This is a genomic window from Curtobacterium sp. YC1, from assembly GCF_016267665.1.
Lineage (GTDB): Bacteria > Actinomycetota > Actinomycetes > Actinomycetales > Microbacteriaceae > Curtobacterium.
The window spans coordinates 1-22,893 of sequence record NZ_CP066342.1 but is presented as its reverse complement, the minus strand read 5'-3'; the positions used below and the strand labels follow the sequence as shown (position 1 = coordinate 22,893).

Annotated in this window: 26 protein-coding genes; 13 read left to right on the top strand and 13 right to left on the bottom strand. The window is 67.3% G+C overall.

Annotated features, from left to right (window positions below; genetic code table 11):
• Positions 1-5: 5 nt before the first annotated feature.
• From I8920_RS15815 to I8920_RS15790, 6 genes are read right to left on the bottom strand one after another with little or no spacing between them, the layout of a single operon-like run.
• Complete coding sequence (locus I8920_RS15815; protein ID WP_111055442.1) at positions 6-281, bottom strand: hypothetical protein; 276 nt, start codon at positions 279-281, stop codon at positions 6-8.
• The gene (locus I8920_RS15810; RefSeq protein WP_198658870.1) at positions 278-940 is read right to left on the bottom strand and encodes a DUF6668 family protein; all 663 of its coding nucleotides are present in this window, start codon (positions 938-940) and stop codon (positions 278-280) included. Before I8920_RS15810 ends, I8920_RS15815 begins: the two co-directional genes overlap by 4 nt.
• A 4-nt stretch (positions 941-944) precedes the next feature.
• Entirely contained in the window at positions 945-1,442 is a 498-nt protein-coding gene (locus tag I8920_RS15805) for a hypothetical protein (RefSeq protein ID WP_198658869.1), read from the bottom strand.
• Between the two features lie 25 nt (positions 1,443-1,467).
• On the bottom strand, positions 1,468-2,211 hold the full coding sequence (locus I8920_RS15800; RefSeq protein ID WP_198658868.1) for an FHA domain-containing protein: 744 nt from the start codon (positions 2,209-2,211) through the stop codon (positions 1,468-1,470).
• Positions 2,208-3,740 (bottom strand): hypothetical protein, encoded by a 1,533-nt coding sequence (locus I8920_RS15795; protein WP_198658867.1) that lies wholly within the window; start codon positions 3,738-3,740, stop codon positions 2,208-2,210. The genes I8920_RS15800 and I8920_RS15795 overlap by 4 nt, the downstream gene beginning before the upstream one ends.
• Entirely contained in the window at positions 3,737-4,822 is a 1,086-nt protein-coding gene (locus I8920_RS15790) for a M15 family metallopeptidase (RefSeq protein ID WP_198658866.1), read from the bottom strand. Before I8920_RS15790 ends, I8920_RS15795 begins: the two co-directional genes overlap by 4 nt.
• A gap of 721 nt (positions 4,823-5,543) precedes the next feature.
• Here I8920_RS15790 and I8920_RS15785 point away from each other — a divergent pair.
• The 7 genes from I8920_RS15785 (at position 5,544) to I8920_RS15755 (ending at position 12,535) form a co-directional block, all read left to right on the top strand.
• Positions 5,544-6,233: a helix-turn-helix domain-containing protein gene (locus I8920_RS15785; protein ID WP_198658865.1), complete on the top strand. Its 690-nt coding sequence runs from the start codon at positions 5,544-5,546 to the stop codon at positions 6,231-6,233.
• Positions 6,230-6,748: a hypothetical protein gene (locus I8920_RS15780; protein WP_198658864.1), complete on the top strand. Its 519-nt coding sequence runs from the start codon at positions 6,230-6,232 to the stop codon at positions 6,746-6,748. The genes I8920_RS15785 and I8920_RS15780 overlap by 4 nt, the downstream gene beginning before the upstream one ends.
• Positions 6,745-7,662 (top strand): hypothetical protein, encoded by a 918-nt coding sequence (locus tag I8920_RS15775; protein ID WP_198658863.1) that lies wholly within the window; start codon positions 6,745-6,747, stop codon positions 7,660-7,662. The genes I8920_RS15780 and I8920_RS15775 overlap by 4 nt, the downstream gene beginning before the upstream one ends.
• Positions 7,644-8,783 (top strand): alpha/beta hydrolase, encoded by a 1,140-nt coding sequence (locus I8920_RS15770; protein WP_198658862.1) that lies wholly within the window; start codon positions 7,644-7,646, stop codon positions 8,781-8,783. The genes I8920_RS15775 and I8920_RS15770 overlap by 19 nt, the downstream gene beginning before the upstream one ends.
• Before the next feature lie 692 nt (positions 8,784-9,475).
• Positions 9,476-11,311 (top strand): hypothetical protein, encoded by a 1,836-nt coding sequence (locus I8920_RS15765; RefSeq protein WP_198658861.1) that lies wholly within the window; start codon positions 9,476-9,478, stop codon positions 11,309-11,311.
• Between the two features lie 181 nt (positions 11,312-11,492).
• The gene (locus I8920_RS15760) at positions 11,493-12,161 is read left to right on the top strand and encodes a ParA family protein (RefSeq protein WP_198658860.1); all 669 of its coding nucleotides are present in this window, start codon (positions 11,493-11,495) and stop codon (positions 12,159-12,161) included.
• A 2-nt stretch (positions 12,162-12,163) separates the two neighbouring features.
• On the top strand, positions 12,164-12,535 hold the full coding sequence (locus I8920_RS15755) for a hypothetical protein (RefSeq protein WP_232832919.1): 372 nt from the start codon (positions 12,164-12,166) through the stop codon (positions 12,533-12,535).
• 116 nt (positions 12,536-12,651) lie between these two features.
• Here I8920_RS15755 and I8920_RS15750 read toward each other — a convergent pair whose 3' ends face one another.
• A complete protein-coding gene (locus I8920_RS15750; protein WP_198658859.1) occupies positions 12,652-13,641 on the bottom strand; it encodes a hypothetical protein in 990 nt (329 codons plus the stop codon).
• Positions 13,642-13,644: 3 nt separating this feature from the next.
• The gene (locus tag I8920_RS15745; protein WP_198658858.1) at positions 13,645-14,262 is read right to left on the bottom strand and encodes a recombinase family protein; all 618 of its coding nucleotides are present in this window, start codon (positions 14,260-14,262) and stop codon (positions 13,645-13,647) included.
• Between the two features lie 250 nt (positions 14,263-14,512).
• Here I8920_RS15745 and I8920_RS15740 point away from each other — a divergent pair, with 250 nt between their 5' ends.
• Both I8920_RS15740 and I8920_RS15735 read left to right on the top strand, forming a co-directional pair.
• A complete protein-coding gene (locus I8920_RS15740) occupies positions 14,513-15,226 on the top strand; it encodes a GAF and ANTAR domain-containing protein (RefSeq protein WP_198658857.1) in 714 nt (237 codons plus the stop codon).
• 6 nt (positions 15,227-15,232) lie between these two features.
• The gene (locus I8920_RS15735; protein WP_198658856.1) at positions 15,233-15,973 is read left to right on the top strand and encodes a GAF and ANTAR domain-containing protein; all 741 of its coding nucleotides are present in this window, start codon (positions 15,233-15,235) and stop codon (positions 15,971-15,973) included.
• Between the two features lie 363 nt (positions 15,974-16,336).
• On the opposite strand, the gene I8920_RS15730 is transcribed toward I8920_RS15735, so the two are convergent.
• Positions 16,337-16,579: a cupin domain-containing protein gene (locus I8920_RS15730; RefSeq protein ID WP_198658885.1), complete on the bottom strand. Its 243-nt coding sequence runs from the start codon at positions 16,577-16,579 to the stop codon at positions 16,337-16,339.
• Between the two features lie 50 nt (positions 16,580-16,629).
• On the opposite strand from I8920_RS15730, the gene I8920_RS15725 reads away from it, so the two are divergent.
• Complete coding sequence (locus I8920_RS15725) at positions 16,630-17,448, top strand: hypothetical protein (protein WP_198658855.1); 819 nt, start codon at positions 16,630-16,632, stop codon at positions 17,446-17,448.
• Positions 17,449-17,979: 531 nt separating this feature from the next.
• Here I8920_RS15725 and I8920_RS15720 read toward each other — a convergent pair.
• Together I8920_RS15720 and I8920_RS15715 are read right to left on the bottom strand one after the other, a co-directional pair.
• A complete protein-coding gene (locus I8920_RS15720; protein ID WP_198658854.1) occupies positions 17,980-18,960 on the bottom strand; it encodes a helix-turn-helix transcriptional regulator in 981 nt (326 codons plus the stop codon).
• Positions 18,961-18,974: 14 nt separating this feature from the next.
• Positions 18,975-19,928, bottom strand: a complete 954-nt coding sequence (locus I8920_RS15715; RefSeq protein WP_198658853.1) for a helix-turn-helix transcriptional regulator — start codon at positions 19,926-19,928, stop codon at positions 18,975-18,977.
• Positions 19,929-20,199: 271 nt separating this feature from the next.
• On the opposite strand from I8920_RS15715, the gene I8920_RS15710 reads away from it, so the two are divergent.
• The 3 genes from I8920_RS15710 (at position 20,200) to I8920_RS15700 (ending at position 21,345) form a co-directional block, all read left to right on the top strand.
• Positions 20,200-20,415 (top strand): hypothetical protein, encoded by a 216-nt coding sequence (locus I8920_RS15710; RefSeq protein WP_198658852.1) that lies wholly within the window; start codon positions 20,200-20,202, stop codon positions 20,413-20,415.
• Between the two features lie 81 nt (positions 20,416-20,496).
• On the top strand, positions 20,497-20,676 hold the full coding sequence (locus I8920_RS15705) for a hypothetical protein (protein ID WP_198658851.1): 180 nt from the start codon (positions 20,497-20,499) through the stop codon (positions 20,674-20,676).
• Positions 20,677-20,748: 72 nt separating this feature from the next.
• Positions 20,749-21,345, top strand: coding sequence for a TetR/AcrR family transcriptional regulator (locus I8920_RS15700; RefSeq protein WP_198658850.1), 597 nt, complete (start codon positions 20,749-20,751; stop codon positions 21,343-21,345).
• Between the two features lie 39 nt (positions 21,346-21,384).
• On the opposite strand, the gene I8920_RS15695 is transcribed toward I8920_RS15700, so the two are convergent.
• Both I8920_RS15695 and I8920_RS16240 read right to left on the bottom strand, forming a co-directional pair.
• Complete coding sequence (locus I8920_RS15695; RefSeq protein WP_198658849.1) at positions 21,385-21,588, bottom strand: hypothetical protein; 204 nt, start codon at positions 21,586-21,588, stop codon at positions 21,385-21,387.
• A gap of 368 nt (positions 21,589-21,956) precedes the next feature.
• Positions 21,957-22,877: an MFS transporter gene (locus I8920_RS16240; protein ID WP_232832917.1), complete on the bottom strand. Its 921-nt coding sequence runs from the start codon at positions 22,875-22,877 to the stop codon at positions 21,957-21,959.
• Positions 22,878-22,893: the final 16 nt, after the last annotated feature.

The following is a 22,893-nucleotide window of genomic DNA, read 5'->3' as shown; positions in this document are numbered from 1 at the left end:
GCCGGTCACCCAGCCAGGGCGCCGATGAGGCCGCCGACCGCTGCCGTGGATCCGGCGGCGATCATCGAGATGATGATGCCCTGCAGGTGTTCAGGGGTCTCACCACGGCGGCGCTGGTTGCCGAGGTAGCCGAGGCCGAACAGCACGCCGATGACGCAGGCGCCGGCCACGCCCCATGCGATCCAGCGGATGACGGTGCTGATCCCGTCGACGCCCGGGGGCTGTTCCCCGGAGGTGTCGAAGTTCGCGGCGAGGACGGTGAGGGTGTACAGGACGTTCATGCGGATGCTCCTTCGGTGATGCGCTCCGCCTGGCGGCGGACGTCGCGGATGATGTCTCGGACCCGGCGTGGGAGCGAGGGCAGGGCAGGTGCGGCAAGCCGCCACGTCTCCTGCCAGGGCACATGCCACCCGTGGGGTGTCATGCGCAGCGCACGCCGTGCAGCGGTCTGCTGCGCGGTGGCGAGTTTCGGGGCGTCGTCGACGAGGACGACGCCGATCAGCTGACCGCCGGGGAGGGCTTCGCTCGTCCACTGGCCAGCGAGCCGGGTGACCTCATCGAGGCCGGCGTAGTGGGTGCGAGCGACAGCGACCACCGGGATAGTCGGGGCCGGTCGCTGCCATCCGGCGAACACCGGCCACTGCGTCCCGGCGTCCAGCACCGATCCGTCGCCGGCTTCGGTGAGAAGCCGCACCAGCGTCGACGTGCCGGCGCCCCCGTGGAGTCCGACGACGACCAGGTCTGGCGCCGACGTGATCTCCACGAACGGCCGCTGAGTGCTGTCGGCTGCGATCGGCACCTGTTCCCCGGTCGGGATGGCTGGCCCGCGCAACGAGAGGGCGTCGGCGTCGACGCCGAACAGGGCGTCGGGTTCTCCGCCCAGCGCCTCGTCGACGGGCGCGACGGCCTCGCCGGTGGCTTGCACGAATCGGTTGACCATCGCGCTACGCCACGTTCTCGGTCGATGCGCCGGCGTCGATGGTGCCGGGGTCGGCGAGGAGGTCGGGCAGGTCCGTCGCGGGCTGGTCGCGGTTGTCGATCCACCACCGGGCCCGGTCGATGCGGGCTGCGGGCTCGAGCACGGTCGCCTGGAAGTCGGCGTCATCGAGGGTGCCGGCTTCGACGAGCTCCGCGTAGGCGTTTCGGATCATCCGGTGCCGGACCTGCAGCGCCCACGCTGCTTGCTTCTCGGTGCCGATCAGTGCCGGCGGCAGTCCGTCGCGTTCAGCGACCTCGGTGGCCTCCGCGAGCTCCTTCGCTTCGCGAGCTGCCCGGTCGCCGCTGTCGGTGCCCTGCTGCTTCTTGAAGCAGCGGGAGCACACCAGGTGCTCCCCGTACCAGCGTGCGCTACGAGCTCGCTCGCCCGCAGGCTTGTCGGACAGGTCCCGGTCCTCGGTGTGCCCGCACTTGTACGCCACGGGAAGGTGTGTTGCTGCACTCATCGTTCGTTCCTTTCGATTCGGTTGGTCAGCGGGGCAGCCGGACCGTTGCGGACCAGTCGCACACGGTCAGGACGTCGCCGTCCGCGATGTCTGTTGGCATCCCGGGCCGGAGCACGGCGCTGGAGATCCCCGGCCGGGTGAGGGTGGTGCCGTTACCGGAGTGCAGGTCCGTGACGGTCGGTTCCGACCCGACCCACTCGATCCGCAGGTGTGTCTTCGACAGCGACAGGCTCGGGTCCTCGAGTACCTGCAGCGCCGCGGAGTCCTCCAGTGACGCTCGGAGGGGGTGGCGGCCGCAGATCGCCGTTCCGGTGACGACGACCGGTTCGCTGCCATCCACCTCGAGCAGCACCACCTGCCGCGGCGGCGCCGGCGTCCGTAGCACGGTCGACCACGCGCTGTCGTCGACGGCTGGTGCCATCGGTTCGTCGGCGACCTGGTCGGCCTCGATCGGCTCGTCGCTGCCAAGCCACGGCTCGGCAGGGACCTGGGGAGCGGCGCCGTGCTCTCCGACGCGGACGGTGCCGTCCGGGTCGACGAGGATGCTCAGCTCCCCCCACGCCTCAACTGGCGGGTCCATCGCCGGGTCGAGGACACCAGCAAGCACCGGGCGCCCGACGCGGCGTGACTGGCCCAGGAGAGCGAGGATCGCGGCGTCGCGTGCGGCGCCAGGTGTTGCCGCCTGCAGGGCACTCTCGGTGCCGTCGATGGTCACCGACCCGCTGCCGGTGGTGCTGATCGTGACCCGGGGGTCGGGAAGGGTTCTCATTCGGACGCTCCAGTGTTCGGGGCCTTGTAGAGGTAGGTGGCGGTGACCTTCGTCGCGACGACGAAGGCGCCGTCGGCGTTCACGACTGCAGGCAGGACCGGTGTCCCGCTCGTTGTGCCGGTGCCGGTGAGTGCGCCGGGGAACGGCTCGCCGCGCAGGGTGTCCTTGCTGGTCAGGGCGGCCGCGACGGGTGCCGACTGCGCGGTGCCGTACACGGCGGTGTCGCTGACGACGTCGGGTGTGAAGTCGTCCGTGGCCGCAACGTGCACGCGGTCGTCGAACAGCTGCACGACGACGTCGCCGACGGCGACCGTGCGGCCGCTGACGGTGTGCAGCACGTCGGCCGAGGACGGCACAGCGGACGGGTCGATGGGAGCTGCGCCGACCACTCGGTTGCGCTGCAGGTCGATGACGGCGACGCGGCCGTTCCCGCCGGAACGGTCCGCCTTCCAGACTGCGAGCAGGTGCGCGTCATCGATCCCGTACACCTGCGACGCCGCGCCCTTTGCACGCGGCGGCCGCGGGAGCTCCTTCTTCGTCCGGGTGTTGTCCCGATCGATGCGCCACCATGCGTCGCCGTCGGACGCGATCACCGCGGTGTTCGTCGCGAGCACGGGCGTCGCGCCCACGGGCACGTCGACCTGGTGCAGCTTCCCCTTCGCGGTGATCGTCGCTGCGGTCTGGTCGCCGAGGTCGATCAGCGGTGTCGACCCGTCGAATGTGACGTCAGATCCGGTCGGCAGCGCGACCTCTTGTGCTTTCGCGGCGGTGCCGGCGGGACCGTTGAGGATCCAGGCGGTGACGGCCGTGCTGCTCGAGGTGGCGAGCACAGTGCTGCCGTCGATTGTCGTGGGGTGGAGGTCCGCTGACCCCGAGGGGGTGCCCTTGCCGCGCCAGACGGTGCGACCGGTGCGAGTGTCGATGCCGAGGAGGTTCTTCCCGCCGGCGGCGGTCACGACGACCTCGTGCGGTCCCGTGGCCACGGCCGCACTCCGGTCGTCGACGAGCCGCGCCCACGCCGCCGACTGCGCGTATCCCTCGGGGACCGGCACCGGGATGTTCGCCCCCTGACGCGGCGCGGACCAGGGCGTGGCCACGGGCTCCGGCTGGTGGGTCAACTTGAAGGTCAGTGCTCCCGCGAGGGCGATCGCCACGACGGCTCCGCCGGCTATGGCAGCCGTGAGCGTCTTCCGGGTCAGCAGGTGGCGCTTCTCGGGGGCTTCGACCTCCTCATCAACCGGGTAGGCGTGCCCGTCGGCCGTGACGATGAGTCGGTGTTCCTCGCCGACGTCTGAGCCCTCTTCCGGGGTGTCGATCGCGCGCACTCGGACTGCGGGCAGCCCATCGTCTGCGGCGAGCTTCGCGACTGCTTCGACGCCGGCTGCGTGCCAGTTCTCGCCCGGCTCTACGCCGACAGCGCGGCCGTTGACCACGATGCGGTTCTCCTCATCACGGTGGAGCGTGATGACGGGGAACGGGGGCACTGTGGTCGGGTCGAACATGTCGGGTTCGATGCTCTGGTCGCTCATGCGTTCTTCACTCCCTGGAACTCCCAGTGCCATGCCTCGTGCGGGCCGACCCCGCCGGGTTCTGCCCATGCCGGGTGGACCCATCCGTAGGTGCCGGCGTGCTTCTTCAGCCAGGCGTAGGTGGCGTCGTCGTAGGCGATCGTGTGGTGTGACTGCGTGCCGAAGTCGACCGCGAGCGCCCACCCGTGGTTGGACGTTCCCGGGGTCGCTGCGTTGCCGCCGTACTGCTGTTTGGCCTCCTCCTGCCGCGCGAAGCTGCGGTAGGCGTCGTTCAGGGGCAGCTCGTAGCCGAACTCATCCTTGAACGCGGCGCTCATCTTGATCAGGGCCTGCGCGGCGTCCGGTCGCAGGTACATCGACCCGATCCAGGACTGGTCCTTGGTCCACGGGATGATCTGCAGCTGGCTCTGCGGGATCTTGCCGTTGTCGTACCCGCCCCACTTGCCCGGCTTGGTGCCGTTCGCTGGGGCGTAGTTGCCTGCAGCGTCCTTGACGCACGCGGCGGTGGTCGTGGCCACCTCGACGCCGGCGAGAGCGTTGACGACCTTCGTCGCGGCCGCGACGTACTTCGTGTAGTAGTCGGGATCGGAGTTGATCTGCACCTTGTTCGCGGCGCGGGAGGGCGTCATCTGCTCCCATCCGGGGATGGTCTGCAGCTTCTTGAAGAAGTTCGTCGCGCTGGTCTTCGGGTTCATGCGGTCCTCGTAGGACCCCCACGCCCCGTTGGCGCGCTGCTGGAACAGGCCACGGCTGTCCGGGCCTGCCGCGTCGCCGCGGTCCAGCACCCGGAGCCCCGACTCGCCCATCGCCGTCATGACGCCGACCAGCTGCGCCTTGCTGTCGAGGTGCAGCGCCGTCGCGGCGTTCATGATCGCGGCCGCGTTCGTCAGCTGCTCCTTGCCGTAGCCCTCGATCGGCTTCTCCGGGATCGATCCCTTCGCAACCGTCTGGGCGACGCTGCTGCTCGAGACGGTGCAGTCATCGCCGCCACCGAGGAGCGTCACGACCCCAACGGGCAGCAGGAGCACCAGGGCCAGGCCGACGGCAACGATGCCACCGGCTCCGCCGCCCTGCTCGCTCACCGGGACACCACCATCCACTGGTCCCGATTGAAGGACTGCTCGTCCCCGTCAACCTCAAGTCGCAGGACCTCCGGGGTCGACCCGAGGTACACACCAACACGCGTGTCGTACACCCAGCCATCAGCCGTGTGCCGCCAACGCAGCAGCGTTACCGGACGCCCGCGGTTCAGGTGCGGTGCTGCCACGCCGCGAGGGTCGTGGCGGCGCTGACGGTCTGCTGTCATCGCCCCGGTCATCGCGGCGCCTCGCTCTCGGATCCCCCGGTCGACGTCCATCCCTGTCGACGTAGCTCCCGAACGATCTGTCGGACCCGCGTCGGGCTCAGTCCGGCGTAGAACGCCGTGTCATCCCCGCCGTGGATCACCGCTGCCTCGGCGATCGCCTCATCCCGGATCGCCCGTGCCCGGCGGTACGCACGAGTCGCCTCCGTCACTTGCTGGAGCTGGGGACCCGTCAGGCGCTCGCGCGTCATCCCTGCCCCCACGAAGCACGAAGACAGTCCGCGGCCACGTTCGGAGCAGCAAACTGCTTTCGCCGTCGGGAGCCCGTGTGCTGAACCATCGCGATCCCCTCTCGGCGCTTGCTGCCCCATCTCGTCGGCCCGCCCCTCCTCCGGGGGTAGAACTTCCGTCTCAGTATGCCCTATTTAGAGCCGTGCGTGTTGCTGCGTGCTCTTTTTGAGGCTTCTAGAGTTCCCTCAGTACGCCAATAGGGTCATCGCGTGGGCAGACAGGGCAGCGGCGAACCGAACGAGTTCTCGAGGGCGTTCGTCGATGCGGTCGATGACCTGCGGATCCAGCGCGGGATCACGACGCCAGCTCTGATCGCGCAGGCTGGATTCAGCCGCGGCTACTACTACAAGCGCACCCGCGGCGAGACCTCGTTCAACACGAACGACGTGCAGACGATCGCGGAAGCGCTCGGCGTCTCAGTGGGCGAGCTCTTGGAGCCGGCCATCACCGAGATGGAGCGGCTGCACGCTCCCCGGGACGAGCGCCTGGAGCCCGCACTGCTCGGCTACCGGCTGCGGAAGCTTGTCGCCCTCCACGTCGCTCGCACCCCTGCTCCCCCGGTTGACCGTGCGGTGCGCGCTGCGCTGGCGAAGCGCGGACGGCTCCTGGCTGGCGCCGACTGGGAACATCTCCTCGCCGGCGAGCCCACCGACGTGACCAGTGACGACCTCCGGGCGATCGCGGACTTCTTCGATGTGCCCTCGGAATACCTGCTGCGGGTCGCACTCCCCGGTGTCGTCGATCTCGTCGACGCGCGGCTGGAAGTGGAGATTGCCTTGGCAGAGACTGGTGTGGGGATCGCCGCGCGCTCGGTCAACGCAGCATCGCCGGCCGAGCTCCTGGCGATTGCCGAAGCGATCCGCGCCGCGGCGCCGAACGAGCGGGGAGGTACTGAATGAAGAAGATCCGAACGCAACGACTCACCACCCAGCTTGCTGAGGACGCCATCGCCAGGCTGTCCCTGCCCGCTGACCCGCTCACCTTTGAGACGCTGCGAACGGCCGTGGCCACCTGGCTCGGTAAGCCGCTCATCATCGACCCGCTGAACTCACTCCCTCCGCGTGACCACCCCGCGAGCGTGACGGGCTTGTACCTCGACACTGCGGACGCCGGACGGGTGTACTTCCACCCGGACGATCCCCGCCTCTACCAGCTGTTCGTAATCCTGCATGAGTTCATGCATATTGCCGCCGGACACGGAGGGTGCCACGTGCCCGTCGAAGTGATGGAGCGGGGCTATGCCGGCGTGACCGCGGAGATCACCGCGGCGCGCGCACGCGTTCCCGTGCGGACCTCGTTCGATGACGCGGGCGCTGTCGACGTCGAGGAGCTCGTGGCGGAGCGTGGAGCGATGCTGCTGCTCGAACGCCTCCAGAAGTCCACGCTGTCTGCAAGCGAGGAAGCCTTCGCGTGATCCCAGCTGCGTTCTGGGCTGCCGTTGGACTCCTGCTCCTCCGCGTCAATGCGATCGGTAACGCAGCGCGACGTCCGGCGTTCCTCGCTGCAGCGCTGGCCGTCGTCGGGATTGCCACGGTGGGCGTCGTCTGGCCCGTCGAGCACATCGATGCGCTCTTGGGTGACGTCAACGCGATCGATCTGATTCAGGTACTCGCGGCAACTGCAGCGTTCTGGTTCCTGCGGGACGCCACACGCGCTCACGCTGGCTCGGAATCCCGATCGCGCCTGCCCATCCTGATCGCCGTGCTCATCGCGGAGACGGTCACCTTCAGCGCGATCCCCGATCACAAGGGGGAACCGACGACCTACATCCACGAGCACCTGCAATACCCGGCAGCGTGGGTCCACATCGTCATCTACATGGTCGCGATGGGCTGGTTCGCCGCTGACTCCATCGGCGTGCTTCTGCCCCAGCCCCGCGGTGTGAACATCCTGTTCATCATCGGCTTTGCGCTCGTGGTGCTCGCGATCATCGCCGAGCTCGTCGACGTCACCAGAGTGTTCATTGACGGACAGCAAACCCCCTTCTCGCGGGCGATGCTCGTCGTGTTCAACAGCCTCTTCTACCCCGGCATCGTCGCCATTGGTGTCGCACACGGATGGCGGACCCTGCGCCGGCTCATCACTGTCCTCGGGTGGCGGTTGATCTCGCTCCGCCTGCTCGTCATGTCCGCCCGCGACCAGAGCGACGGCAGGCTGTCGTTGCGCCTCCGAGGCAGCGCTGAAGTTGTGGCCGCGCAGCGGTACATCGAGCTCCGCGACAAGATCGTCGCCGGCCGCCTCGAGGTCACAGAACAAGAGCAGCGCTACTTACAACGCGTTGACGAACGGCTCGCGAAGGGAGTCACCGCATGGGCGCTATCGGTGTAGTAGCAGGGGCAGCCACCCTGACGGCCATCGCGGCCGCGACCGCCGCGGGCGTTGTGGTCGCGAAGAAGGCGATTCACCCACGCCCGAAGCGAACCGTCGCCGTCGTCGCCGTCGACTCCGCCAGCATCACCGTCCCCTCGGATGAGCAGACACGCTGCCCTGGTGAGTACCGCGTGTACTTCCACGACGGCCAGCACAGCATCCTCGTCGGCGACGTGCTCGACGACGACGGCCGTCACGTCCGCCGGACCATCCTGGGCGACCCCGCGATCGTCCCGGCAGTGAAGGACACGCTCGTCTGGAGCGGATACCTCCTCGACACACCAGCAGCCGTGTCGTCCTCCTTTGAGGAGGTTGCGATCACCACCGACGGCGACACCCGGAAGGCGTGGTACTTCCCCGTCGACGGCGCCACCACCTGGGCCATCCACGTGCACGGGATCCACTCGGGCCGGCAAGCCATCCTCCGCGCTGTACCCGACACCCTCTCTGCAGGCATGAGCTCCCTCGTCATCGGATACCGCGGCGACGTCGAAGACGGCCGCGGCCTGCCCGCGACGTTCGGCACAGACGAGTGGCACGACTTGGACGCGGCGATGTGTTACGCCGTAGACCACGGAGCCGAGCGTCTCGTGCTCGTCGGATGGTCGATGGGCGCGACAATCGCTCTCCACGCGGCCGCGCGCTCCACCCTCCGCAACCGAATCGACGCCATGATCCTGGTCTGCCCAGCCCTCGACTGGTTCGCGGCCCTGCGCGCCGGCGCATCCAAGGCAGGCTTCCCGGGGTTCCTCGGATCGCTGGGCGCCCTCACGCTCACGATCCCGGGTCTCGCCCGCTTCGCCGGCCTCCGAAAAGCCATCCCCATGCGCTGGATGCGTCCCACACCACCAGATGAGCTGCCGATCCTCCTCATCCACAGCTCCGGCGACCGCGACGTCCCCCTCGAGGTCTCCAGGCGATTCGCGGCCACGCCTGGCGCGGCAGCCACCCTCATGGAGATCGCGCCCTGCCCGCACGGCATGGAACTTAACCGCGAGCCTCAGCTGTTCCACGGCTCGATCGCCCGCTTCCTCTCCCAGAACGCGGCTCTATCCACGGCATCTACGGTGCACAAATAGGGTACCTTGGTGGTACTTAGCGCTTCGGACAGGCTGCAACATTCAGCACCATGGAGTCGTGCTCGCCAGTCGCTCAAGTCGTCTACCCCGCAAGGAGAAGGAACATCCATGCAGTCTCGCGACACGCCGTCTCAGGCGACCGCGCGCATGCATGTTCCCGCCAAGGTGTGACTATGAGCGACTTTGGACGACGCGCTAGTCGAGCGCAGAACGCCCCTACGGTCCTTCTGCAGGGCCGTGTGCTTCCTGAGACCCGCCAGGCGTTCAAGGACGCCGCTGAAGAGAGCGGCGTCTCAGTCGCCTACTACCTTGACGCGCTAGCGCGCTCGCTCGTCGCCGAAAACGGCGCGATGCCGCTCGTCGAGGACCCCCGTCGGCTTAACCGAGTGGAGTTGCCGATCCCAGCCGCTTAACGACAAAACCCCCGCCAGAGGCGGGGGTTCGGGGCTAGGCCCCAAGTCATGTTTCTCACTGCCTGCTACGTCGCCAAACAGATCAGGTCGTGAGCTTCCGATAGAAGAAGCCCGGTTGGAGCCGGGAGCCTTCGTCGTACCGCCACCCCGAGAGGAGGAGGTGTCGCCATCATAACGCACGTTGCTGCGCCCGGTACAGATCAATCTGCCCGCGTGTCCTCACCGGATAGCGCCTGGGATCTCACGCGCTCGATCGCGCCTCGTCGGTACGTGAACCGCATGATCGCGGAGGCGGACGGGACGATTCGGTCGAACAGCTACCCGTCGAAGTTCCCGACTGCAGGGCACACTTCCCCGTCGACGCCGTGGACGATCGATCTCACCGACCTTGACGGCCGGTTCTGGTTCGCCGCGTTCGACCTTGACGCGAAGACTCCGGAGGACTTCGACCAGGCGGCTGAGGATCTCGGCGTGCTGGTGCGGATCCTCCGCGACGCGCAGGTGCCGCACGTGGTGTGCCGCTCGAGCCCCACAGGCGGGTTCCACGTCTGGGTGCCCCTTGCAGGCGTCGACAAGGCCACGATGGTGCAGCTCGCCGGCGCCGCACGCGCTGTCCTGCCGTCTCTTGACCACGGGCTGCTCTGCAACGACCGCACGGGCGCCGTCCGTCCACCGCTGACCCCGCACGCACGAGGTGGCGCGTCCGAGGTGATGGCCGGCGCCGACGACGTCGACGTGCTCCGCACCCCGACCGTCACCGCCAGCGACCTGCTCCGGGTCACGGCTGCGTTCCGTGCGCTCCGCCCGGCCGTGGATCCCGCGGACTCCTCCCCCACCGGTCCCGTCGACGCCCACCACCGGGTGCACCGGTCCCTGCCTGCGTGGGGCGAGGCGCACATGGCCACGGTCGCTGGCGGCCGCGACCCGTCCCGCACCGGCTACCTGTGCCTGCTCGCGGCCGCGGTGTCCGGGTGGACCCTCGCCGACGTTCAGCACGCCGCGAAGACCGCACCCGGAATGGAGCACTACCGGACCCGGAACCGCCCTGCAGGCGGCCGGGAGCCCCGTACCGCGGCCGAGGCTGCCGCGCGCCTCGAGCGGCAGTGGGCGAAGGCGCAGGAGCGGGCCGTGTTGTACCGGTACGCGCCCGAGGAACGTCAACAACGCGACCTCATCCAGCTGACCGGCATCGTCGACGTCGTCGAGGCCATGCTGCAGGCGTTCACCGCCTCCCCCGGCCGCTGGACCCGCACTGAGGCGGACCTGCACGACAGCACCGTCCTGACCTACCTCGCCTGGGTCTCCTTGCGCTCCGGCTCTCGCGACGTCGGCGCTGCACTCCGGTCCGTGGCGATCGCCACCGGGATCCCCTCGAGCACCGTCGACCGCTCACTCCGCCGCCTCCACGCTGCCGGATGGATCACCCGCCGGCGCCAGGCCGACGGCCCCAACGCCGCCGTCTGGCGACTAACAGACCGGTTCTCCACACCTTCCGTACACGTCGGGCCACTTCACGATGTGACCGCCCGCCCCCCGGCCGAGCTCTTCGACGTGAGAGTCACCGTTCTGGAAGCTCTGGAAGACCGACTCGATGCCGGACGGCACGACGTCTTCACCCGCGCAGGGTTGGGGCCCACTGCTCGCCGTGTCTACGAGAGCCTGACCACCGACGAGCACGCACCCGAGGTCGTCGCTGACCGGGCAGGACTCCCCCGTGGTCGCGCACGAGCAGCCCTCACACGCATGCGCCGCTGGACACTCGCGATCGCCACACCCACCGGCTGGCGCCGACGACTCCAGGACTTCCGAACCCACGTGGCCAAGCAGCTCGGCGTCGACGGGATCCTCCGGCGCCGAGAACAGCAGTACGCCGATGAACGGGACCTTTGGGCGTGGTGGCAGAACCACCTCATCCGCAAAGCCGGCCGACGCGGCCGCGACCGTACCCCCACCACCCAGGTCGTCATGTTCCGATTCGTCGACGACCACGGCGGTCCCGAGGCGTATCCGGCGTACCCGTGCTCGAGCGACGGCCGTGCCGACCATCAAGCTGCGATGAGGTTCGTGCGTGGTGGGGCGTTGCAGGAGCTTCGTGATCTTGAGCTAGCCGCTTAGGAGTAGTTGCAAGTTGCTAACTACTACTTCGTAGTTGAAAACTTACAGGTATTAACCTATGCTAGGCGTACTTCAAAATTTCGAACTACGAGTTGGTAGTTACCAGGTTTGAACTGCTAACTTGTTGCTCGGAGTTCAGAACTCTCAACTACGAACTTGCAACTGCGAGTTGGAGGACCAGATGCGTATCGTCACCGTGCTCAACCAGAAGGGCGGCGTCGGGAAGAGCACCGTCGTCATGAACCTCGCGGCCGTCGCGGCCAAGCACTCTCGAGTGCTTGTCGTCGATCTCGACCCCTCGCAGCGCACGCTCACCGACTGGGCCGAGACCGCCGATGAGCAGGGGATCTCGCTGCCCTTTGACTTCACGGATGAGAACGACCCTGAGGTACTCCGTCAGCTCCGAGCCGCGGACAGCTGGGACACGATCTTCGTGGACACGCCTGGCAATCTTGAGCCGTCAGCGGCCGAACGAATCGGTATCGTCCTCGACTCAACCGACTTCGCAGTCCTGCCGCTTGAACCGCAGCCAGCGAGCATCCGCCCGCTGCTCCGTACGATCAAGTCGCTCGTAGAACCGCGGAGCATTCCCTACCGAGCCGTCATCAGCCGTGTTGGTCGCAACGAGGCGTCCTACTCGCGGAAGGACGAGACGCTGAAGGCGCTCGACTCCGCTGGGATCCCGCACCTCAACACATGGATCCGTGAGTACATCGCGCACTCCGACGCTCAGGGCACCGGCGAGGTCGTCAGCAACTACGCGTCGACACGTAACACCAGCCTCGCCGTCGATGACTTCATGTCAGCCGCCCTCGAGCTGACCACGATTTGGGCCAACGAAGGGAAGTAGTCATGGCGCGTGCGAACCTCGCCGGCATCATCGGCAAGCAGGTAGAGACCGTTCCGGTGCCGGATACGAAGGCGCCCACGAAGCCAGCGGCGCAGTCGACGACGGCGTCCTCGACGCCCGATTCGGACGTGCCAAAGTGGCTCACGTTCGAGCCGAAGCCCACGCGCCAGCGCCGCGATCAACTCGACTGGATTGAGGCCAAGCGCAAGGAGCTCAATGCGCTCCGCGGGCGAGCAGGGGAGCGGCTGACCGACAACACGTTGATCCGCGTCGCCATCGATCTTCTGATCGTGAACGGCGAGCGACTGCAGGGCACCACCGAGGCCGAGCTGCGCGCTTCGCTGGGTATCAACGACGACGCGCTGCCCAAGTGAGTTTGAAGCCTCAAACTTCTAACTTCTAACTTCAAAGCTAGAGTGTGGCGGCGCCTCGGTCGCCTATGAGCTGTTGGATTTCGCTGCACTGCGGCTGTCGGAGTTGCGTTCGTCCTTCAACCCGGCCGTCGCCGCTGGAATGCCGAGAGGTCTTGTGTATCCGGCTTCCAGTCAGCCGGTCGCGACTCGAACTCGGTCAGGGATAGGGGGCTGAGGTCGTCGCCTTGCACAAAGGCCATCAACGCTTTCTCCCGCATGAACACCGCTTCGCGCGCAGGTGTTGTGGACACCCCGCTGTGCGCGGCGACCGCCACCAGCAGTACCCGTGCCGACGCGAGCACCGCGAACGTTGGCGCGCCGAACCGCTCCACTTCGCTCGACAGCTTCTCGTCCGTGAGTCCGTCCAACACGCTCGGTAGGAACCACGCCTTTGAGTGAGTGCCGCCGCTTCCCATGTTCCAGTGGTGCGCGTCGGCTTTGAGGTAGCGCTTGGCGGCGTCGGTGGCGTTGAACATGACGTTCTCGCGGTGGCCGTCGTAAGCGAGCGACGGTGTGGACCCCTTGTGGAGCGGCGTGAGCTCGACGCCGTACCTCACGAGCATGGCGCGGAAGCCTTCGACGCCCTCGTGAATCTCGGCGGCACGGTGACCGATGATCGAACGTGGGAATGCCGCGGAGTTGCGTTCTGACCCTTCGAAGGCATCGAGCTGCCGGGCGAGGATTCGGAGCATGGTGCGCGCCGGGGCGGCGTCGGCATCATGGACGTAGCAAAGCGTCAGAACGGCCTCGATTAGCGCGCGCTGGAGTGTCACGAGCGACGTCGACGCCACGCCGGCTTCCATGACGAGCTGCATCGCATGCGCGTGCTCGTCGATCGCGGTCAGGAGACGTGTGGCGTCTTCCAGCGACTCGTCGGCCATGAGCCGGAAGAATCCCGCGGTATCTGGGTCGTCGATGCCGGCGACCCAGTGGATGAGCCGGCCACGGCCGGACGAGTCCTCGCCTTCGTCGCGACGCTCCACGGCTTCGACAATGGCCGCGGCGACGTCTTCTCGAGTGCGTTTGAGTAGCCGGGCACAGTAGGCCGCTGGCGTAACTGCGCTCATCGATTAAGCCTCGACGCGGGGGAGCGTGAGGTCGGGAGCCTCGGCGACCGGGTGCCGGTCGAGCGCTCGGTACACAGTTGCCCGGCCGATGCCGAACAACTCGACGAGCTCAGCGATCGAGTGGTCGCCGGCGCGGTGCAGCGCGACGAGGTGACGTTCCTGCGCGGGGGAGAGCTTCGGCTTTCGACCCTTGAGCTTGCCGCGGACCTTCGCGGTGGCCATGCCCTCTCGGGTCCGGGCCCGGATCAGGTCAGATTCGAACTCAGCGACCATGCCGAGCACGTTGAACAACAGCCGGCCCACGGGGTCGGTCGGGTCGTACACCGACCCGCCGAGGTTCAGGCGGACGCCACGTCGGGTCAGCTCGTCGGCGATGTCGGTCGCGTCCCTCAGCGATCGTGCGAGCCGGTCAAGCTTTGTCACGACGAGTGTGTCTCCTGGACGGCAGGCCGCCAGCGCTGATTTCAGGCCCGGGCGATCGCGCTTCGTTCCCGTCATGCCCTTGTCGGTGAACACGCGTTCCGCCGGTACGCCGAGCGCCACCAGGGCGTCGGTTTGCGCGGTGAGGTCCTGGCCGTCGGTCGAGACGCGGGCGTAGCCGAGTGTCCATCCGGTTTCCATGCTTGGAGTCTCGCATAGGGCACCGTCACCGGAACCTATTTCGGACGACCTATCTGAGACGCACTGTTGCCAGAGGTTCCGCGGGCCCGACATCGAGCGCGAACCGTCTCGGTAGCCGACCGGCTATCGGACACTGGAGGGCTCTGTTCCGGTTGACGGACCGGGTTGTCGTAGGCTGAGCGAACGGTAGGTGCCCAGACCCAGCACTCCGCAACGATCGTTGCTGGATGGAAGCTGGTCTGGAGGCTTGATGAGTTCGTTCACGACGTTCACGGGCGCTTGTTGGGCGCTGTCGCACGCAACAGCTCCAGACGCAGACCTGACGGGTCCGTTCCTCGGCATGTTGGGTGTCTCGGGCGCTGCGGTGTCGACTCTGGGGAGACCGTTCGGCTCCGAAACGGTGTCCGCATCCGGACCAGAGGTCGTTCGGCTCTGTGAGATGCAGATGGACCTCGGCGAGGGGCCTTCTTGGCAAGCGATCGCGGACCACGAGCCGGTTCTTGCACCTGACCTGGCCCAGGGTTCGAATGCGTCGTGGCCCTTGGCGTGGCAGGCCCTCCGCGATGAAGGCGTGGCGGCCGTGTTCGCATTCCCCCTCGTCGCTGCTGGCCTCGACGTCGGAGCGCTCGCCTTGTACTCCGACACTGTGCGTGCTCTGTCGAATCAGCAGGTTCGTGAGGTGACGGCGCTGTCCATGATCCTGGCGCGACAGGTGGTGCGCCGATCAACCATCGCGGCCGAGCACGTCGGAGAGGATGATTCCCCCTGGGAGGGTGCCTACTCGCGACGAGAGGTGTACCAGGCGACGGGCATGGTCTTGGCGCAGATGGGCATCTCCGCAGATGACGCTCTTGTCGTGCTCCAAGGCCACGCATTCGCTACCAATCGACCCGTCCGGGACGTCGCTGCCGACGTCATCGCCCGAACACTCGATTTCACCAGCAGCACCGATCAAGGGAACTGAGGAACCATGTCCACCACACGAGAAACGCTCCTCGTTCAGACGTTCGTGACACTCGCGGACTCCATGGTCGCCGACTACGACGTCATCGACCTGCTGCAGAACCTGGTCGATCAGGCGACCGAGCTGTTCGACGCGTCCGCGTCCGGCATCATCCTCGGCCCCGACGCGGAGCACCTCGAGGTGATCGTGTCCACCAGTGAGGAAAGCCGGCTCGTCGGGCTGATGCAGATCCGCGCCGCCGAGGGTCCCTGTGTGGAGGCGGTCAGCTCCGGACAGGTGGTGTCCGTCGTCGACATGGCAGAGATGCGCAACCGGTGGCCCGAATTCGCGGCGGAAGTCGCCGCGACGGACTACCTGTCCGTGCACGCCATCCCGCTCCGCCTCCGAGGGGAGACGATCGGGTCCCTGAACTTGTTCCGCGACCACGAAGGTGCCCTCAACGAGGAAGACGCTGTCGCAGCGCAAGCCCTCTCCGACGTGGCCACGATCAGTGTCCTCCAGGAGCGTGCGATCCGGGACAGCGCGGTCATCCGAGACCAGCTCCAACGAGCGCTCAACAGTCGCGTGGTGATCGAGCAAGCGAAGGGCGTACTCGCGCACACCCACCAGCTCGACATGGACGCCGCGTTCCGGCTCCTTCGTCAGCACGCCCGCTCGACCCGGGCACCCATCTCGGTGGTCGCCGCGGGCGTCGTCGACCGCAGCACCCAGATACCGGTGACCCAACCGGCCAAGACCGCCTCCTGAAACAGCCCGCAATCGCCTCCAGCATCGACCAACTGCCGAAAACACTGCATGCTCCTCGGCGGCCTCCTGCCGACCGAAGGGGCCGCTCACGGTATCGAGCTCACCGCGTACAACTGACCCGTAGTCGATCGGTTAGCGGACAGCACTCAAGTCGGCGGAGCGGCGTCTGGACCCAAGGCGGTCACTGTCCCGATGAATCGGGACGGCTGCTCGTCATCGAGGTCATGGGAGTGCGCTCGGAAACCGGAATCAGCCCGGACGCTCCTTCATCCGTCCTGAACCACACCGCGGGAACTGGCTCGCGTCCCTCCTCAGCCGCCAGCACCAACGCGATCGGCTACCGAAACGCGACCGTAGGCTGGGTCAGGCGCGGTCTCCACGCGAGTTGAGCGTGCTGACCACGAGGAATCGGACGTCCTCGGAACCGGGGTTCGTGAACTGGTGCCCAACACCAGGGGCAACTTCCATGCCTGTTCCAGCCTCGAGCTTCACGTCGCCGTGATCGGTCCGCATCACCGCGGTCCCGTGCAGGACGTAGAAGAACTGGCGAGCGTTGACGTGGGCATGCCACTCCTCCTGACCACCCGGCGGGACGCGCTCCTCGATGACGGAGAGGTCCTGCCCATCGAGAAGCCGCCAACGATACGGTGACTCAAATGACTGTCTGCACGCGTGGGTCCCTGCGTCGTGTGATTAGTCAGGTGCTTGCCGTCGCGGTGTCGGGCCTGATCTTGAGCGGTTGCGCCCAGGCGTCGACCACCGTCGCGGTTGCACCGAGCAAGACGGCAGAACCGAGTGCAGCTGCGTCAACTGACGAAGCACCGGTCCTTGCAGCGCCGTCGTCGAGCGCCCGACCGACGACGACCATGGAGAGCGCGTTGGCGGCGTTGGAGCAGGCCGAGCAGGCAACCGTCAGCACCTGCGTGATGAGTGGCGCGACTGGCGCAGTCTCGACCTACGAGAGCGAAAGCGAGATGCCCGCGGACGCTCTTCTCGCAGCGATCCTTCCCGCGATCGCTACCCGCAATGACCCGAGTGGGACGGTGCCGCCGGTCGCGCAGGATCGCTCTGGTGTCGACGCACAGATCCGCCGACTCGGTGGTGACAGCAGCGTTGCCGCTGCTCTCGCTGCTCTGAACGACCGCGTGACAACCACGCGCACGACGACTGCCCGGCAGGCCTGCAGCGATATCAACGCTGCGCTCCTGGGTGATCTCCTCGACGAGCGCGCGAACAGCACGTACCGAGAAGTGCTCCTCTCAGAAGCCGGCCGTGAGATTGCCAGATCCTTCCGCGCATCGGTGCCGGATGGATGGACCACCGCGGGGACCGTTCTCGTGAACGGATCGACCGCAGGAGCAGTAGCGGTACTCGGCGGCGTCCACTGGTCGACGGTGATAACGATCTTTGTCACCGGCGCCGCTGACCCGCTCGACGTCATCGCCCGCGCGACCCAGATCGCCCTCACCGCCTGATCCTGCGTCCCGCAAGTGGTGCCGCCCACGGTCCGATAGCCGATCGGCTATCGAGACAGCCGGTGGCGGTGAAGAACCAACCGTGCGCCGAACGCTGCTCGTACCTACGCTCGGGAACGTGGCCGGCGACTACGCATCTTGGGGCAACTGCCCGACCTGTGTTGAGCGCCGACCGTTCAAGCAACTGGACCTGCGCGACGGTCAGGGCCGCGTGGTCATGGAGTGCAGGGGATGCGGCCAGAAGGTCGCCCTGCGGCCGCCCGCTATCAAAGCCGGGACCTAACGAGCGGCCGGTCACCGACCGGCTATCGGACACGATGCAACACGGGGTGGTCCGTAGATTTTCGTCCTGTGAGGTCGCGCGTTGTGCTGCGTAATGTTGGCCGGGCTGCTCCGCGGACCCTAGCCGCGAGAGCCCGAATCCCTGTTCTCGGGCTGGCTGACCGTTCGTGTCGAACCCGACGGCGTCGTAGCGCGAGGGCGTCCGTTCAGTACCCGACGGAGCACCGGACGCCCTCGCACCACAACCGGTCAGGAGTTCGTGTCATTCGCGGCACGCAGCGTCTCGCCGGGCAGTTCTCCGAACGCTTCGCGGTAGGCGCCGGCGAATCGGCCGAGGTGGACGATGCCGACGGCGCGGGCGACGTCGGAGACGGAGGTTGCTGCGCCGGATTCGAGTTGTTGCCGTGCCATCAGGAGGCGGACGGCACGGAGGTAGCCCAACGGACTCGTCTGGTGCGCACGTTGGAAGGCGCTCTGCAGGCCGCGGACGCTCATCCCGGCGGCTGCGGCGATGTCGTCCACCGTGATCGGGGTGGCGATGCTGTCGAGCATGAACGCTTCGGCTTTGCCGACGTTCGACTCGGGAGGCTGCTCGGATCGACGTCCGACGGGCCAGTGCGGGATCGCCGTGAGCAGTCCCTCGGCGGCCATCGCAGCGAGGTTTCGTTCCCGGTCGAGGGAGACCTCCCCGGTGGTGCTGAGGATCTCGGACGCGATGGTGCGGACCATCAGCCACCATGCGGCGAGGGGCGCGCCGTCGGGGACGTGGTTCGGTTTGAACTCCAACGGTCCGGGCTCCCACCCGCCGCGTTCGGCGGCGACGGTCTCGACGATTCCCTGGTCGATGCGCATGACGTCCTTCTGGAACCGGTCCCACTGCACCTGCTGCTGGCCGTCGTAGAGCACCGGCCGGCCGATGGGAAGCTGCTGACCGGCGACGACCGCGCGGCCTGCCTTCAGCCACACGATGATCACCGCGGATGTCGAGTCGATCTCGCCGCGGATCGTGCCGGTGGAGCTCGTGGACTCCAACGTCAGGAGCGGGGTGCCGGTGAGGGTCTCCTCGAAGGAGAAGTCGGCGCTGCCGGTGACGTCGAGGCCGCGGACGTGGAAGGTGTGCAGGATCGCATGCCGCGCGACCGCGGTATCGCGGGTGCGGGTGACGAGTCGGGAACGGACGATCGTTTCCGCTTCCGTGTTGGTTTCGTCGTTCGGGGTGTGGTCGTTCATCGTGCGTCGTTCTGTCAGGCGCGGCGGAGGGTGTCGCGCGGGTATTCCCCGTGCTGTTCGGCGTAGGCGGCGGAAAATCGGCCGGCGTGCGCGAAGCCCCAGTGCTTCGCGACGTCGCCGATGTTGGTGGTGGCCGGGTCTCCGGCGAGAAGGGCGTCGCGGACCCGGTCGAGCCGCACTCGCCGGATGTAGGCGTTCGGGCTGACCGCGAATAGCCGTCGGAACGCGTGCTGCAGCGCCCGCAGGCTGAGGTTCGCGACCTGGGCGACGTCGTCGCTGGTGATCGGCAGGTGTGCGTGTTCGTGGATGTACTCGACCGCGAGGCGGATATGGCTGTTCTTGGGCAGCAGCAGCTCGTCCGGCAGCGCTGCGGACGCCACCGGGTACAGCTCCAGCAGCGCGAGGGCGCCGAGCCTGCCCATTTCGGCCTGCAGCAGTGGAGAGGAGTGTCGGTCCATGACGGTGTGGGAGATCAGCTGCACGCTGCTGCGCCACACCTGCAGTGCCCGGTCGTCGGGACGAATCGTGTGGTCCAGCTGCAGGTTCCCGGCTTCGATGCCTCGTTCACCGGCGACGGTTTCGAGCGCGGTTCGGTCGATCTGCACGAGGCGTTGGTCGTAGTCGTCGTACGAGAACGCGGCACCTTCCTGGGGCCAGAGTTGCGGCCGGCCGTGCGCCATCTCGATCGCGGCGCTGTCGGTGGTGATGGTGCCGCGGCCCTTGTTCGTCCATTGGACCACGAAGTCGTCGGACGGCGTCATGACACCGTCGAGGTGCCCATCGAACCGGATCGTTCGGAGCGTCATCGCCTCGTCGCCGACGGCCGTGTAGCGGAACGAGAATGGCTGCCGGGTCTGGTCGGCGCTCCACTGCTGTCCTGCGTACGCCTCAGCGAGGAAGTCGCGAGCGACATCGAGGTCGGTGCTCTGCGTTTCTTCCTGCACTCGGGTCGGCCGGGAGTCGTTCATGGGATCGGCAGCAGCATGCCCGACCACCTGCCTGTATTCGGGTCAGTATCCACGGAACGTCACGATCAGTGCGCGGCGTCGTTTCTCCGCCGCTCCGCACCGTTTCCAGTGACGCTCGTAGCCCGCTTGTCCGCCCGATGACACGCAGCCGACGCTTCCACATCCGGGAATCGACACAACCGCCAGTCCGGCTCGCAGCCCGGTGCGTGCGCCTTCTACGGTCGGATCATCGCCTGGCGCCGCTCCGGCGCCAGCAGACGAGGACGACACCATGACCACGATCACCGCCACGGACTTCCAGGTCGCACCCCGCACCGCACACGACGCCGTGTTTCTGCGCCGCGCCCTGTCCTCGCACCGCAGCCCGTTCAGCGAGGTCCGTGATGCCCGTCGGCAGCACATGCTCCAGGTCGCCGCGGTCAGCACTGGGATCCTTTCCGTCACCGTCGCCGCGTCCGCCGCGATCGTCCTTACCCTCTCCGCATGAGTGCCGCAACGCTCACGTACGACGACGTGATGACCCAGCCGATCGACATGACCACGCTCCTCGCCGAACAGGACCGCATCCATGAGTAACCGCCACATCCTCGCCGAGCTCCGCCTCAACCCGACCGAGTGGCACCGCCGCGGCATGACCGCCCCGAACGAGATCGACCAGCTCGTCACCGAACGCCTCGGGCACCGCTACACCAACAACAGCCTGAACACCGCAGAACCGTCCTACGCGGACTTCTTCGTCGCCGCCTGACCCTGGCAGCGCTCACCCGGCACCCCGGTCACCACCCCGACCGGTAGCCTCAACACCGACACCACCAGGTCTATGACGCTTCTCACCCTCACCCCCAGCAGCCGCGAGACGACCGCGCAACGCGCCGCGTCCGGCGCCGCGGACGCGCTCTTCACCGAGCATGGCGTCATCCCGGTTACCCTCGAGCAGGTCGCCGAACGCGCAGGGCTGCCCCTCGCCGAGCTGCTGGATGCCTACCCGACGAAGCAGGCGCTGGTCGTCGCGGTTCTGCAGCGGTGGCACGGGGCATGGCGACGCGCGCTCGACCACATCACCACCGTGTCGGACGACCCACGTGACGAGGTTCTCGGGATCTTCGGATACCTCGAGGAGTGCTTCGAGGACGAAGGCTGGCGCGGCTGCGCGTTCATCAACGGCCACGCCGAACTCGGCCGGCAAGACCCCGACGTCGCAGCCTTGGCCCGCGAGCACTTCCTCGATGTCGAACGCCACCTCACGCTCGTCTGCGAGCGAGGTGGCATGCCCACGCACGTCGCGCAGGGCTTGTCGCTGCTGATCGAGGGCGCCCGGGTCGAGTCCGCCGTGCAGCGCTCCGCGCAGCCAGCCCGCTCAGCTCGCCTCACCGCGGCCATGCTCATGTCGGTGTACGAGTCCCGTCCCGCCTTCTAACGCCCATCGAAGCACCGGAGCCGTCCGGCAAGCCATCCGCTACCGGTCGTCCTTTGACTTGCGGAGTCCGAAACGCCACAACCAGATCCCAGCTCCGAACCACAGGACTCCCAGCGCGGTATTGAGCAGCACCAGCAGCAGGTCGACGTCGGAACGCGTGAGACGCACGATCGACGTCGAGATGAAGACGACCCCGAAGAAGAGGGCGATCGACCCGAGCACCTTTGCGCTCGCTACGTCCATGCGGCGAACTTACCGCTTCGGGTCGTTGCAGTAGACGATCCCTCACAGGGCATGAGGTACCTGCCGGTCAGTCGTACGCCCCGCGCGTCTCACATAGGTTGGTTCGGCGATCGTCTCAGTAAGGGGCGCCCTTTCTAGGGTGCGTGTTCAGCCAGAAACGATTGTTTGCGGGAGCGCTTGGCGCTGATGCCGCAGTGGCCACCTCGAAGGTGTCCCGTATCGAAACCGGAGTTTCGAGAGAGTGGTTTCAGACCGAAGTTTCGGCCGAGGTCGTAATCAGCGCCGGGGTACCGGGTCGTTCGTGCCGGAGCTGGCTTCATGGAGTTCCGGGTTACGCCGGTGTGGCGATCACGTCGCTGCGCTTCTGTTCATTCAGTGACTTCTTTGTGCCGGGGGAGGAACAGGGCGAGCACGAGGGCGATGACGGCTAGGACGGCGCCAACGGTGAACGCGGCGCGGGCGCCGACGGCGATGTCGGCGGGGTCGGTGCCGCCGGCGGTCGCGCTGAGGACTCCGATGAGTGCGGCGAGGCCGGCAGCACCGCCGAGCTGTTGGATGGTGTTGAGCGCGGCGCTGCCGTGTCCGGTGAGGTGGCTCGGGAGCGAGCCGAGCGACATGGTGAAGATCGCGACCCAGGCGAAAGCCTGTCCGGCGGAGATGATGACGAAGGTGGCCAGGATCACCCACACGGAGGTGTCCTCCGTGAAGGTCGTCATGAACCACCACCCCGCCGTGAGGACGGCGATCCCGGGGATCGCGAGGCCGCGGGCGCCGAGGCGGTCGTAGTACCGCCCGACCAGGACGGAGACGATGCCGATGGTCGCGCCGCCGGGCACCATGAGCAGCCCTGTCTCGAGCGAGCCGAGCCCGAGGGATTGCTGGAGCATGAGGGGGAGGACGGTGACAAGGCTGAAGGCGCCCATGACGAGGAACACGAACACGATGACGGGCCGGGCGAAGGAGGCGTGAGTGAAGATCCGCATGTCGAGAACGGCGGCCCCACGGCGTTGGAGCCGGAGCTGGCGCCACACGAAGGCGGCAATGCCGAGCACACCCAGCGGGAGCGCGACCCAGGTCGCTGCCGAGTTGTGCCCGCCGCCCTCGCCAGCACTGGCCAGGCCGTAGACCAGGGCACCGAACCCGACCACGGAGAGCGCGAGCGACAGGGCGTCGAAGCTGACGCGTCGAGGTGTGGTGAGGTTCGGCATCTTGATCGCCCCGATGAGGAGGCCGAGGACCGACAGGGGCAAGATGATGATGAACAGCCACCGCCAGCTCAGCTGTGACATCACCAGGCCCGAGAAC